Source organism: Sphingomonas rustica (assembly GCF_039652585.1).
Taxonomy (GTDB): Bacteria; Pseudomonadota; Alphaproteobacteria; order Sphingomonadales; family Sphingomonadaceae; genus Sphingomonas; species Sphingomonas rustica.
Window position 1 is genome coordinate 68,282 of record NZ_JBDIZK010000009.1, and the last position, 13,134, is coordinate 81,415.

Below are 13,134 nucleotides of genomic sequence, written 5' to 3' on the forward strand. Positions count from 1 at the left end.
GGTGCGATCGGATCGACGCAGTTTGCCGCCACTGCCTCCCATTCCTCTCGCGGCCGGCAGCGCGAGGGGCATTTGTCAGCGACGAACCGTTCCGCTAGGCGCGGCGAATGCCCGCAATTCATTCCTGCGACGTTGCGATTGTCGGCGGCGGCCTTTCCGGCGCGTTGATCGCGCTCGCGCTGGCGCGGAAACGGCCCGACGTCCGCCTGAAGCTGATCGAGGGCGGACCGGCACTGGGCGGCAATCACCTCTGGTCGTTCTTCGCCAGCGACATCGCGCCGGCCGATCGCTGGCTGACGGCGCCGCTCGTGTGCCATGGCTGGAAGGGGTATGACATCGCCTTCCCGGCGCATCGCCGCACCCTCGATGCCTTTTATTATTCGATCGAGAGCACGCGGCTCGATCTTTATGCTCGCACGACTCTACCCGAGGGCACGGTGATGACGCGCCGCCAGGTCTCGGACCTGAGCAGCAGCACCGTCATCCTCGCCGATGGTGAGCAGGTCGAGGCCGGCGGCGTCATCGACTGCCGCGGCGCCGGGGACCTGTCGCCGCTCGATCTCGGCTGGCAGAAATTCCTCGGCCGCGAACTGGCGCTGGGCGAGCCGCACGCGCTGGCGCGCCCGATCGTGATGGACGCGACCGTCGAACAGATCGACGGCTATCGCTTCATGTACGCCCTCCCCTTCGCGGCGACCCGGCTGTTCCTGGAGGATACCTATTACAGCGACGGTCCCGAACCCGATGCCGCGGGCATGCGCGAGCGCATCACCGCCTATGCCGCGGCGAACGACTGGCCGGTCGAGCGGATCCTGCGCGAGGAGATCGGTGCGCTGCCGGTCGTGATGGGCGGCGATTTCGAGGCCTATTGGACCTCGGGCGGCAACGGAATCGCCAAGGCCGGCGTTCGCGGCGCGATGTTCCACCCGCTGACCAGCTATTCGCTGCCGGACGCGGTCCGAACGGCGTCGCTCGTCGCGAAGGCGACCGACCTGTCGGGCGCGGGCCTGCACGACCTGCTCTATCGCCATGCGCGCCAGTGCTGGCGCGACCGCGGCTTCTATCGGATCCTGACCGCAATGTTGTTTCGCGCGGCGAAACCCGAGGAGCGCTATCGCGTACTCGAACGCTTCTATACGCTCGATCCCGGACTGATCGCGCGATTCTATGCTGGCCAGTCCACCCTGTTCGATCGACTGCGCGTCCTGTCCGGCAAACCGCCGGTTCCGATCGGGCGGGCGATTTCGGCGATACGGAGTACGAGAAGGTGAAACGAGCTATCGTCGTGGGGTCCGGCTTCGGGGGACTGGCGCTTGCCATCCGCCTGCAATCGGCCGGGATCGAAACCACCGTCATCGAGGGCCGGGACAAGCCGGGCGGCCGCGCCTATTTCTGGGAGCGCGACGGCTTCACCTTCGATGCCGGGCCGACGGTGATCACCGCGCCCGACACGCTGCGCGAGCTGTGGCGTTTGTCGGGACGCGACATCGGCGAGGATGTGAAGCTCGTCCCGGTCACGCCCTTCTACCGCCTGTCCTGGCCCGACGGAACGCAGTTCGACTATTCGAACGACGACGTCCAGCTGCGCGCCGAACTCGCCCGGCTGTCTCCCGACGATGTCGAAGGCTATCGCCGTTTCCTGACCTATTCGGCCGGCGTCTACGAGGACGGCTATGTGAAGCTGGGCCAGGTGGCCTTTCTCGACTTCAAGTCGATGATCAAGGCGGCGCCGTCGCTGATGCGGCACCAGGCCTGGCGCTCGGTCTATTCGGTCGTCTCCAGCTACGTGAAGAACGAGAAGCTGCGCGAGGCGCTGAGCTTCCACACGCTGCTGATCGGCGGCAACCCGATGAAGTCGAGCGCGATCTATGCGCTGATCCACAAGCTGGAGCGCGACGGCGGCGTCTGGTGGGCGATGGGCGGCACCAACCGGCTGATCGCCGGCATGGTCGCGCTGTTCGAACGACTGGGCGGCCGCATCCGGCTGGGCGATCCGGTCGAGTCGATCGACACGCTGGGCGAGCGCGTCACCGGCGTGCGCACCCGCAGCGGCGAACAGTTCGAGGCCGACGCGGTCGCGACCAATGCCGATGTGGTCCACAGCTATCGCGACCTGCTGAAGGGATCGCGCAGCGCCCAGCGCACCGCGTCGCGAATGGAGGCGAAGCGCTTCTCGCCCTCGCTGTTCGTCGTTCATTTCGGCGTCCGCGGGACCTTCCCCGACATCCCCCACCACTCGATCCTGTTCGGCCCGCGCTACAAGGGGCTGCTCGAGGACATCTATGATCACGGCGTGGTGAGCGAGGATTTCTCGATCTATCTCCACCACCCCACGGCAAGCGACCCCGCAATGGCGCCCGAGGGCCATTCGACCTTCTATGCGCTGGTCCCGGTGCCGCATCTCGGCAAGTTCCCGGCGAACTGGGACGAAGTCGGTCCGGTGCTGGAACAGCGCGTGCTGGCCGAAGTGGCGAAGCGGCTGATCCCCGACCTGCAGGATCGGATCGTCACGAAGTTCAGCTTCTCGCCTCCCGATTTCGTCAGCGAACTCAATGCGCATCTGGGTTCGGCGTTCAGCCTCGAGCCGGTCCTGACGCAGAGCGCCTGGTTCCGGACGCACAATCGCGACGACACCATTTCCAACCTGTATTTCGTCGGAGCGGGCACGCATCCGGGCGCCGGCATTCCCGGCGTCGTCGGCAGCGCGCGGGCGACGGCTGACCTGATGCTTGGAGACCTGAAGTGAAACGTATCGCCGTCTATTGCGGATCGGCAACCCCCGCGGACCCCGTCTATATCGAGGCGGCACGCATGGTCGGGCACGGCCTGGCGAAGCGCGGGATCGGCGTCGTCTATGGCGGCGGGCGGCTGGGCCTGATGGGCGCCGTCGCCGACAGCGCGCTGGCGGCGGGCGGCGAAGTGATCGGCGTGATCCCCACCGCGCTGGTCAATGCCGAGGTGGCGCACAACGACCTGACCGCGCTCGAAGTGGTCGAGACGATGCACGAGCGCAAGGCGCGCTTCACCGAACTGGCCGACGGGTTCATCAACCTGCCCGGCGGCACCGGCACGATGGACGAATTGTGGGAAGCGCTCAGCTGGGCACAGCTTGGCTATCACAGCGATCCGATCGGCCTGCTCAACATCGCCGGCTATTATGACAAGCTGGTCGAATTCTGGGCGCATATGGGCCAGGTCGGTTTCGTCCGGCCGCAGCACCAGAAACTGCTGCTGGTCGACGACACGCTCGACGGGCTGCTCGACCTGATGGCCAATGCCGGCCCGACCGTGCCGATCATCCATATGAAGCGCGACGATCTGTGAGCCCGGCCTTTCCCTCACGCGCCGCGATCGTTGCGACCGCGGGGGAATCGATCGCGCTCGGATCGCGCAGCTTCGCCGCCGCCAGCCGGTTGTTCGACCGCCGCACGCGTGAACGCGCCTGGCTGCTCTATGCCTGGTGCCGCGCCTGCGACGACCTGGCCGACGGGCAGGATCATGGCCACGACATGATCCGGGTCGAGGATCCGGAGGCGCGGCTGGCGACCATCCGGAACCGCACCCAGGCGGCACTGGACGGCGAATGGGTGGGCGATCCTGCCTTCGACGCGCTGCGCATGGTCGTCGAGGAAACCGGCATGCCGCATCGCTTCATATGGGACGTGGTCGACGGCTTCGCGCTCGACGCAGCCGACTGGCGCCCGCGCAGCGAGTCGGATCTGCATCGCTACTGCTATCATGTAGCCGGCGCGGTCGGCTGCATGATGGCGGTGGTGATGGGGGTGCGGCCGGATGACGAGGCGACGCTGGACCGGGCCTGCGACCTGGGCCTGGCCTTTCAGCTTGCCAATATCGCGCGCGACATCGCCGAGGATGCGCGGGCCGAGCGCTGCTACCTGCCGATCGAATGGCTGGTCGAGGTCGATATTCCGCCCGGCGAGCAGCTCAAGCCGCCGTTCCGGCAACGGCTGACGATGCTCGCGCGTCGCTTGACGAGCCAGGCGGAAGCCTATGAGGCGAGTGCGCGGTCAGGCACGCCCGCGCTCAGTTTCCGGTCCGCCTGGGCGGTGCTTGCGGCGGCGCGGATCTATGGCGGCATCGCCCGCACGGTGGCCAAGGCGGGGGATCACGCCTGGGATCACCGCGTCTCGACATCGGCGTTGGAAAAGCTCGCCGCGATCGGTCGGTCCTTCTACGAGGCGCGGCGGCGATCCGCTCTCTATCCGCCCACGCCCCGCGACGGGCTATGGACGCGTCCGCGCTAGACCGGATCGTTCAGCCGCCGGACTGCGGGGTGGTGCGATTACGCTCGGCGACACGGCCGCCCTGCGCCTGGCAGGATGCGCCGACCATCGGGAAGTCCAGATCGGTCTGGCGGGGCAGGACGCTGTCGATCGCCGCCTGGCATTTGGCGACGCTTTCATAGCGCACCGGCTCGATTCGGGCCTGGCTGCAGGCCATGCCGTCGTCGCTGCATCCCAGGATCGCCATCACGAAATAGACAGGCTCCATCGCGTCGCTCCTTCGGGGTAAGAAACGTGCTGGACCGCCTGCCGTTCCGCCCAACCGTTGCATTGCTGCGCCAGGCGTCCCAAATGCCGCTTGATGCCTCCGCAAAATTATGAACCGGGCCCGGAACGACCGCTCTGGGGCACGCTGAAACGCTTCCTGCCCTATCTGTGGCCGCGCGACGCCGCCGGCCTGCGCGTGCGCATCGTTATCGCCCTGTCGCTGGTCGTCATGTCGAAGGTCGTGCAGGTCTATGGCGCGCCGTTCGCACTGCAGGGGGCGATCGACCGGATGGCGGGCGGATCGCGTGACGCACTGTGGCTGGTGATCGCGCTGGTCGCGGGCTATGCGCTCGCCCGGTTCGCGACGACGCTGTTCGACAATCTGCGCAATGCGGTGTTCGAGCGGGTCGGCCAGGAAGCGACCCGCCGGCTGGCATCGGACGTGTTCCGCCATCTCCACCGCCTGTCGCTGCGGTTCCATCTGGAGCGGCGCACCGGCGCGGTGACGAAGGTGATCGAGCGCGGCACCAAGAGCATCGACACGATGCTGTACTTCCTGCTGTTCAACATCGCCCCGACCATCCTCGAGCTCGGCATGGTGCTGGGCATCTTCTGGACGCGCTTCTCCGGCTGGCTGGTGATCGGCACGGTCGCGATGGTGGTAGTCTATATCGCCTTCACGCGCTGGGTGACCGACTGGCGCGCCAAGCTGCGCACGCAGATGAACGACCTCGACACCGGCGCGGTGGCGCACGCGGTCGATTCGCTGCTGAACTTCGAGACGGTGAAATATTTCAACGCCGAGGTCCGCGAGGCCAAGCGGTACGAGGATGCCGTCACCGCCTATGCCAAGGCGGCCACGGTCAGCGAGAATTCGCTCGCCTGGCTCAACATCGGCCAGGCACTGATCACCGGCGTGATGCTGGCCGCCGGGATGGCGCTGATCGTCCATGGCTGGTCGACCGGCCAGTTCACCGCGGGCGACGTCGTGCTGGTCTCGACCTTGCTCACCCAGCTGTTCCGGCCGCTCGACCTGCTCGGCATGGTCTATCGCACGATCCGCCAGGGCGTGATCGACATGGGCAGCATGTTCGACCTGATCGATACCGATGCCGAGGTGAAGGACGCGCCGGGCGCGCCGCCGCTGCAGGTCGCCAGCGGTCATGTCCAGTTCGAGAATGTCCGCTTCGGCTATGATCCCTCGCGGGAGATATTGAAGGGGATCGACCTCGACATCCCGGCGGGCAGCACCGTCGCGGTCGTCGGCCCGTCGGGCGCGGGCAAGTCGACGCTCGCGCGGATCCTCTACCGCTTCTATGACCTGACCGGCGGCCGCGTGACGATCGACGGGCAGGACATCTCGCGCGTCACCCAGGACAGCCTGCGTGCCGCGATCGGCATCGTCCCGCAGGACACGGTGCTGTTCAACGACACGATCGGCTACAACATCGCCTATGGCCGCGAGGGGGCGACCCCCGAAGAGGTCGCCAATGCCGCGCGCGGCGCGGCCATCGCCGGCTTCATCCAGGCGCTGCCCGACGGGTTCGACACCCGCGTCGGCGAGCGCGGGCTGAAGCTATCGGGCGGCGAGAAGCAGCGTGTCGCCATCGCCCGCACGCTGGTGAAGAATCCCCCGATCCTGATCCTCGACGAGGCGACCAGCGCGCTGGACAGCCGGACCGAGGCCGACATCCAGGCGACGCTGGAGGCGATCGAGCGCGGCCGCACCACCATCGTCATCGCCCACCGCCTGTCGACGGTCGTCCATGCCGACCGGATCGTCGTGCTGGACAGCGGTCGCGTCGCCGAACAGGGCACGCATGCCGAGCTGCTGCGCCGGGGCGGCCTCTATGCCGAGATGTGGGCCCGTCAGGCTCAGGAGCGCGAGGACGGCGACGAGGCGGCGGACCCGGAGGGCGCGCAGGCCTGATCCGGCGGAGGATCCGGCTCAATCCCGATCGGGCGCGCCGAGCGGGAAATAATGGCGGTACTTGCGCCCCTCCTCCACCGCCCGCGCGAACGACGGACGCCGGAGCAGCCGTGCGCGATAGGCGCGCAGTTGCGGATAGGCGTCACCGATCGGGTGCACCCAGTCGCCATAGAATAGCGACGGCGCCGCGGCGCAGTCCGCCAGCGAGAATCGCTCGCCCGCGGCCCATTCGCGCCCGGCCAGCCGCCCCTCGAGCCAGCCATAGGCGATTTCCAGCGCCCTGGCGGCGCCTTCCCTCGCTTCGTCCAGCCGGTCGGGCGCCTTGCGCAGCGCCTCGGTCACCGGAACGGTCGCGACGTTCATGACATAGGTATCGAAGAACCGGTCGAGCAGCCGGACCTCCAGCGCAGCTTGCGCATCGTCGGGCAGGAAGCGGACGGCGCCCGGATGATGCTGGTCCAGATGCTCGATGATGATGCTGGTCTCGACCACCGTTCGATCGCCATCCACCAGCACCGGGAATTTCGCGATCGGCCACAGGCGCGCAAGGTCCTCGCCCACACCCGGCGCCTCCAGATGGCGATAGGCGAACGGCGTGTCATTCTCCCACAAGGCCATCAGGACCTTCTGGCAATAGGAAGAGAAGGGATGGGCATAGAGCGTCAGGGACATCGTCATTCTCCGATGCATCTTCGAACGGGCGAGGATACGCTACCGACGGCAACGGCGCGTCAAGCCCGGCATGCGAAACGTAGATCCTCGAACCTTGCCGCCCGGGGTTCGGCGAACGATCGACTGGCGGATGCCGGCGTGTCGGCCGCTTGCGCGCATCGCGCGCTCATGGCCTGATGGGCGCCGCACCCGAAACCGGCGTCGAGGCTCGATGATCTACCCGCACAAACTGCTCTGGCTCCTGGCCGCCCTGACGGCGATCCCGTCGATCGCGAATCCCGGCGGCGGCGCGTCCTCGGCCGGTACCGACTATGTCGCGATGGGCAGCTCCTTTGCCGCCGGACCCGGCGTGACCCGGTCGGCCGACCAGCCGCCGAACCGCTGCGCGCGCTCCGAGGACAATTATGCACATCTGCTTGCCCGAAGGATGAACCTGCGGCTGGCGGATGTCAGTTGCAGCGCGGCGACCACCGGGCATCTGCTCGGCCCCTGGAACGAGTTGCCGGCCCAGATCGATGCGGTCACGGCCGACACACGGTTGGTGACGATCACCGTCGGAGGGAATGACGTCGGCTATATCGGCGCGCTGATGTCGGCATCCTGCCGGACCTTCGCCACACCCCCGCCGGGAACGCCGGGCGGCAAATGTCCCGTGGTGTCGGTGCCCGCGGATGCCTGGGCGAAACTGGAAGCCGCACTGCGCATGATCGTCGTCGAGATCCGGAGACGCTCCCCCCGGGCGCGGATCATCTTCGTCGACTATCTGACCGTATTGCCCGAGCGCGGCCTGTGCCCAGCCACCCCGTTGACGGCCGAGCACGCGGATGCGGGCCGGGCCACGGCGAAGCGGCTCGCGGCGCTCACCGCGCGGGTCGCCGGGGAGACGGGCAGCGACGTGATCGCGATGTCAGCGCTCTCGCGCCATCATGACACCTGCAGCGCCGAGCCATGGATGACCGGCTTTCCCCTGCCCGGAGGCGCGCGTTTCGTCCCGTATCACCCGAACGCGCAGGGAATGGCTGCGGTAGCGGACGCGCTGGCGCGCCGGCTCGACACGCCTTCCTGACGCGACCGGGTCGCGCACGCCGGTGCGATGGCCAAGGGCGCCGGGGTTGCGAGTCGGCACGATCGCGTCCACCCTTCGCCTCATGCGCCGATAGCGCGCTGGCGATGGAGGGTCGGATGAGCGGACTGGTCTGGATCCTTGCGATCGTCGTGCTGATCCTCGCCGCGCTGGCGTTATGGGCCGGCCATGTCGCGCGCGGCGTCGAGAAGCTCGTGCCCGCCGACGGCAGGATCCTCGATCTGGGCGGCGCCCGCATCCATTATACCGATCAGGGATCGGGCCCGCCGATCGTCATGATCCACGGGCTGCTGGGACAGGTTCGCAATTTCGCCGATCTGGCCGCGCGCATGGCGGTCGACCACCGCGTCATCGTGATCGACCGGCCCGGCTGGGGCCATTCGAGCATGGTTGCCCCTCGCCCCGATATCGCCGCGCAGGGCGAGATCGTCGCAGCCTTCATCCGCGCGCTGGACGTGGAAAAGCCGGTGCTCGTCGGCCATTCGATGGGCGGTGCGGTTGCACTGGCGGTCGGGATCGCGCATCCCGAACTTGTCGGGGGTCTGACCCTGATCGCACCCTATACCCATCCCGCGGAACGGCCGCCCGCAGTCTTCAGGCCGATGCACGTCCCGGCACCATTGCGCACCCCGCTGGCCTGGACGATCGCAACCCCGATCGGCATGCGCACGGGTGCCGCGCGGACCGCGCGGGTCTTCGCGCCCGACCTGGTTCCGGCGGACTTCGCGACGCGCGGCGGCGCTGCACTGTCACTGCGACCGCGCAGTTTCCAGTCGGGATCGTTCGAGCTGGGCATGGCCCATGATTCGATGATGCGCCTGTCGCAGCGCTACGGCGCGATCGAGGTTCCGGTGGCGATCCTCTACGGGCATGGCGACGAGGTCCTCGACCCCGAGCTTCACGGCACCGACGCCGCCGCCGCGATTCCCGATGCCACGATCGACCTGATCGACGGCGGCCATATGCTGCAGGTCGTCTATCCGGCCGAGACCGAGGCATGGCTGCGCCGGTCGATCGCTCGCTTCAACGGCAGCTGAGCGTCACCGTCCTCACGCGCTTGTCGAAGACGATCGACGAACAGCGGTCGAGCGCATCGCGGCCGATCTCCAGCCTCAGTTCGCGCTTCTTCATCTTCTTCGTGCCGGTGACCACGATCTCGTCGGGGTCGGGATCGGACTGCTGGCCTTCGGGAATGCCGGCGGCGCTGCCGAAGTCGGCGGTGCGGACCATCAGCCCGTTCAGCGTGATCGCGCCGATGGTCAGCGGCTCGACATCGGCGGCGAGCGATGCCGGCAGCATCGCGGCGAAACTCAGGCGCCTTCCGCCGGCTGCGTCGTCCAGCCCAGCCGGGGGATCGTGATCGACCGCTTGCCCGACAGATCGGTGCGGCACACGAACAGCTCGCGGCTCTCGATATAAGTGATCAGGCGGCGGACGCGGCCCAGCGAACTGGTGCCGTAGCTAGCGGCGAGATCGGCATCGCTGGGACAGGGCTGACCGTCGCGCGCGGCGCGGGCGACCAGCAGGAACGGCCCCAGCATGTCGTCGGGCAGCGCCCGCGCCGCGTCGAGCGCCTCGGCCCATTCGCCCTCGGGCTCGCCATGGATGCCGGCGCGCGCCGCAGACAGGCGCCGCACGAACTGGGAAAGGTTCAGCGGCGGGCGCGTCAGCCCGACCATCCGGCAGCGCACCAGGAAATCCTGATAGAGCACCGAGGAGGAGCGCAGCGTCGATTCGCTGTCCTCGACGATGTCGCGCAGCACGTCGGCGATCGCCGCCGCCACCTCTTCCGGATCGCGCTCGGGCTCGGGCTCGGCGCGCGACGGCACCGATGCGGCAAGCGCCTCGAGCAGGGTATCCGACGCGAGCCGGGGCGCGACCGGCTCGGCCGGCGGCGGGGGCGGGCTCCAGCTCGGCTCGGCGGGGGCGAGCAGCATGTCCTTCAGCTCCTCGCTCGGCGCCTGGGGCAGCGGCACCAGCTTGGGGCTGGAGCTGCGCGCGCTGGTCTCGACCGCGCCGATACGGATCGACACCGGACGGCGCGACACGGCCGGGCCGAGCGCGAGAAACACGCCGCGCTGCAGGTCGCGGATCTGCTCGGCCTGGCGGCGCTCCATGCCGAGCAGGTCGGCGGCGCGCGCCATGTCGATGTCGAGAAAGGTCCGGCCCATCAGGAAGTTCGACGCCTCGGCGGCGACATTCTTGGCCAGCTTCGCCAGGCGCTGCGTCGCGATCACCCCGGCCAGCCCGCGCTTGCGCCCGCGGCACATCAGGTTGGTCATCGCCGACAGCGAGGCGCGGCGCACCTCCTCGGCCACCTCGCCGCCGCCGGCGGGGGCGAACAGCTGCGCCTCGTCAACGACGACCAGCGCGGGATACCAGTGATCGCGCGGCGCATCGAACAGGCCGTTCAGGAATGCCGCGGCACAGCGCATCTGCCCCTCCGCCTCCAGCCCTTCCAGGCTGAGCACGACCGAGGCACGATGCTCCCGGATGCGCTGGGCGAAGCGGACGACCTCGCGTTCGGAATAGTCGACCGCCTCGATCGCGATATGGCCGTAGCGGTCGGCAAGCGTGACGAAGTCGCCCTCGGGATCGATCACGACCTGCTGGACATGGCCCGCGCTCTTTTCGAGCAGGCGGCGCAGCAGGTGCGACTTGCCCGACCCCGAATTGCCCTGGACGAGCAGGCGGGTGGCGAGCAGCTCCTCGAGATCGATCGGCACCGGCGCGCCCGATGCGTCCTGCCCCATGTCCACGCTCACCGTCATCGCGGGAAGCCTTGGGGGAAGGCGGGTCGGCAGGGCAAGGCCCGATTTGCCGCTTCGTCGATTAGCTGGGGATTGTGGTTACGCGACCAGGTTACGATATTCGGGATGCTTCTCGATATAGGCAGCGACGAACGGGCAGCGCGGCACGATCTTCAGCCCGCGCGCGCGGACATCGTCCAGCGCGAAGCGGATCAACCGCGAGGCGATGCCACGACCGCCAAGCGCCTCGGGCACGATCGTATGAGTGAAGGTGACGACATCGTCGGCCACCGTGTACGCCGCATAGGCGGTGATGCCGTCGACCGTCGTTTCGTAGCGACTCGCGGCCGCATCGTTCGTGATTTCGCTGTCCATCGGGGGTTGGCTAACATGGCCAACCGCGCCTAGGCCAGCATCGTGACCCGCGATCCCCTCGACATTCTCCACGAAACCTTCGGTTTCCGCAGCTTTCGCGGGGTGCAGGACCAGGTGGTCGGCCGCGTGCTCGATGGACGCAACACGCTGGCGGTGATGCCGACCGGCGCCGGCAAGTCGCTCTGCTACCAGCTCCCCTCGCTCGCGCTCGATGGCACCTGCCTGGTCGTGTCGCCACTGATCGCGCTGATGCACGACCAGCTGCGCGCCGCCGAGGCGGTCGGCATCCGCGCGGCCACGCTGACCAGCGTCGACGAGAATCGCGAGGAAACGATCGCCCGGTTCCGCGCGGGCGAGCTCGACCTGCTCTATGTCGCGCCCGAACGCGCATCGAACGAGAGCTTCCGCAACCTGCTGCGCCAGTCGAAGCTGGCGCTGTTCGCGATCGACGAGGCGCATTGCGTGTCCGAATGGGGCCATGATTTCCGCCCCGACTATCGCCTGCTGCGCCCGCTGCTCGACAGTTTTCCCGAGGTCCCCCGGCTTGCGCTGACCGCGACCGCCGACGCCCATACCCAGGCCGATATCCTCGACCAGCTCGGCATCCCGCGCGACGGGCTGATCGTCGCCGGGTTCGACCGGCCCAATATCCGCTACGCCATCACCCCGCGCGAGAACACCAACGCGCAGGTCGCCGAGTTCATCGCCGCGCAGCAGGGGCCGGGCATCGTCTATGCCCAGACCCGCGCCGGGGTCGAGAAGCTCGCCGAGCGGCTGGGCGGGGCGGGGCGGCCGGTCCTGCCCTATCATGCCGGGCTCGACCCGGCGGTGCGCCGCCGCAACCAGGCGGCGTTCGTCGCCAGCGAGGACATGGTGATCGTCGCCACGGTCGCGTTCGGCATGGGGATCGACAAGCCCGACGTGCGCTTCGTCGTCCATGCCGGCCTGCCCAAGTCGATCGAGGGCTATTATCAGGAAACCGGCCGCGCCGGCCGCGACGGCGACCCGGCGGTGGCGCAGCTGTTCTGGGGCGCGGACGATTTCGCCCGCGCGCGCCAGCGGATCGGCGAGGTCGAGGCGGCGCGCCAGCCGGGCGAGCGCGCACGGCTGACCGCACTCGGCGCGCTGGTCGAGACCGCGGGTTGCCGCCGCCGGATCCTGCTGAGGCATTTCGGCGAGGACGCGCCCGAGACCTGCGGCAATTGCGACAATTGCCTGAGCCCGCCCAGCGCGATCGACGCGAGCGTGACGGCACAGAAATTCCTGTCGGCGGTGTTCCGCACCGGCATGATGTACGGCACCGGCTATATCGAGGGCATCCTGCTCGGCCAGTCGAGCGAACGCAGCCTGATGAACGGGCATGAATCGCTGTCGGTGTTCGGCATCGTCGAGGGCGACGAGGTCGCACTGGTCAAGCCGGTTGCCCGCGCATTGCTGCTGCGCGACGCGCTGCGGACCAATGCCCATGGCGGGCTGGAGTTCGGCCCCGAGGCGCGGCCGATCCTGAAGGGCGAGAAGACGCTGTCGCTGGTGCTGCCGCCCAAGCGCGAGCGGCGGCGGCGCAGCAAGGCGGGCGGCGAGCCCAACCCGATCGGCGATCCGCTGTTCGAGGCTCTGCGCGCCAAGCGGCGCGAGCTGGCACAGGAGGCGCAGGTGCCGCCCTATGTCATCTTCCACGATTCGGTGCTGCGCGACATGGCGGCCGCCCGCCCCCGCTCGATCGGCGAACTCGGCCGCATCTCCGGCGTTGGCGCACGCAAGCTGGAGGCCTATGGTTCGGCCTTTCTCGACGTGATCCGGGAGGCTGCCTGA

At 68.4% G+C, this 13,134-nt stretch carries 13 protein-coding genes; 8 read left to right on the forward strand and 5 right to left on the reverse strand.

What is annotated here, in order from left to right; translation table 11 throughout:
* Nucleotides 1–107 precede the first annotated feature (107 nt).
* From crtY to TPR58_RS15195, 4 genes are read left to right on the forward strand one after another with little or no spacing between them, the layout of a single operon-like run.
* Nucleotides 108–1,271, forward strand: coding sequence for a lycopene beta-cyclase CrtY (crtY, locus tag TPR58_RS15180; protein WP_346247551.1), 1,164 nt, complete (start codon nt 108–110; stop codon nt 1,269–1,271).
* On the forward strand, nt 1,268–2,746 hold the full coding sequence (locus tag TPR58_RS15185; RefSeq protein ID WP_346247552.1) for a phytoene desaturase: 1,479 nt from the start codon (nt 1,268–1,270) through the stop codon (nt 2,744–2,746). The genes crtY and TPR58_RS15185 overlap by 4 nt, the downstream gene beginning before the upstream one ends.
* Nucleotides 2,743–3,324: an LOG family protein gene (locus TPR58_RS15190; protein ID WP_346247553.1), complete on the forward strand. Its 582-nt coding sequence runs from the start codon at nt 2,743–2,745 to the stop codon at nt 3,322–3,324. Before TPR58_RS15185 ends, TPR58_RS15190 begins: the two co-directional genes overlap by 4 nt.
* Nucleotides 3,321–4,265 (forward strand): phytoene/squalene synthase family protein, encoded by a 945-nt coding sequence (locus tag TPR58_RS15195; RefSeq protein ID WP_346247554.1) that lies wholly within the window; start codon nt 3,321–3,323, stop codon nt 4,263–4,265. Before TPR58_RS15190 ends, TPR58_RS15195 begins: the two co-directional genes overlap by 4 nt.
* Before the next feature lie 10 nt (nt 4,266–4,275).
* Here the strand turns inward: TPR58_RS15195 and TPR58_RS15200 are convergent, their stop codons facing one another.
* Nucleotides 4,276–4,512 carry a hypothetical protein gene (locus TPR58_RS15200; protein ID WP_346247555.1) on the reverse strand — a complete coding sequence of 79 codons (237 nt, stop codon included), beginning with the start codon at nt 4,510–4,512 and terminating at the stop codon, nt 4,276–4,278.
* A 93-nt stretch (nt 4,513–4,605) separates the two neighbouring features.
* On the opposite strand from TPR58_RS15200, the gene TPR58_RS15205 reads away from it, so the two are divergent.
* Nucleotides 4,606–6,441, forward strand: coding sequence for an ABCB family ABC transporter ATP-binding protein/permease (locus tag TPR58_RS15205; protein ID WP_346247556.1), 1,836 nt, complete (start codon nt 4,606–4,608; stop codon nt 6,439–6,441).
* Nucleotides 6,442–6,459: 18 nt separating this feature from the next.
* Here the strand turns inward: TPR58_RS15205 and TPR58_RS15210 are convergent, their stop codons facing one another.
* The gene (locus tag TPR58_RS15210; protein ID WP_346247710.1) at nt 6,460–7,113 is read right to left on the reverse strand and encodes a glutathione S-transferase family protein; all 654 of its coding nucleotides are present in this window, start codon (nt 7,111–7,113) and stop codon (nt 6,460–6,462) included.
* Nucleotides 7,114–7,243: 130 nt separating this feature from the next.
* On the opposite strand from TPR58_RS15210, the gene TPR58_RS15215 reads away from it, so the two are divergent.
* Complete coding sequence (locus TPR58_RS15215) at nt 7,244–8,179, forward strand: SGNH/GDSL hydrolase family protein (RefSeq protein ID WP_346247557.1); 936 nt, start codon at nt 7,244–7,246, stop codon at nt 8,177–8,179.
* A 116-nt stretch (nt 8,180–8,295) separates the two neighbouring features.
* Complete coding sequence (locus TPR58_RS15220; RefSeq protein WP_346247558.1) at nt 8,296–9,234, forward strand: alpha/beta fold hydrolase; 939 nt, start codon at nt 8,296–8,298, stop codon at nt 9,232–9,234.
* On the opposite strand, the gene TPR58_RS15225 is transcribed toward TPR58_RS15220, so the two are convergent.
* The 3 genes from TPR58_RS15225 to TPR58_RS15235 form a co-directional block, all read right to left on the reverse strand.
* Nucleotides 9,221–9,496 carry a hypothetical protein gene (locus tag TPR58_RS15225; RefSeq protein WP_346247559.1) on the reverse strand — a complete coding sequence of 92 codons (276 nt, stop codon included), beginning with the start codon at nt 9,494–9,496 and terminating at the stop codon, nt 9,221–9,223. The genes TPR58_RS15220 and TPR58_RS15225 overlap by 14 nt on opposite strands.
* Nucleotides 9,497–9,507: 11 nt before the next feature.
* Nucleotides 9,508–10,968, reverse strand: a complete 1,461-nt coding sequence (locus tag TPR58_RS15230) for an ATP-binding protein (RefSeq protein ID WP_346247560.1) — start codon at nt 10,966–10,968, stop codon at nt 9,508–9,510.
* A gap of 78 nt (nt 10,969–11,046) precedes the next feature.
* Nucleotides 11,047–11,322 carry a GNAT family N-acetyltransferase gene (locus TPR58_RS15235; RefSeq protein ID WP_346247561.1) on the reverse strand — a complete coding sequence of 92 codons (276 nt, stop codon included), beginning with the start codon at nt 11,320–11,322 and terminating at the stop codon, nt 11,047–11,049.
* Nucleotides 11,323–11,364: 42 nt separating this feature from the next.
* Here TPR58_RS15235 and recQ point away from each other — a divergent pair, with 42 nt between their 5' ends.
* Nucleotides 11,365–13,134 carry a DNA helicase RecQ gene (recQ, locus tag TPR58_RS15240; RefSeq protein ID WP_346247562.1) on the forward strand — a complete coding sequence of 590 codons (1,770 nt, stop codon included), beginning with the start codon at nt 11,365–11,367 and terminating at the stop codon, nt 13,132–13,134.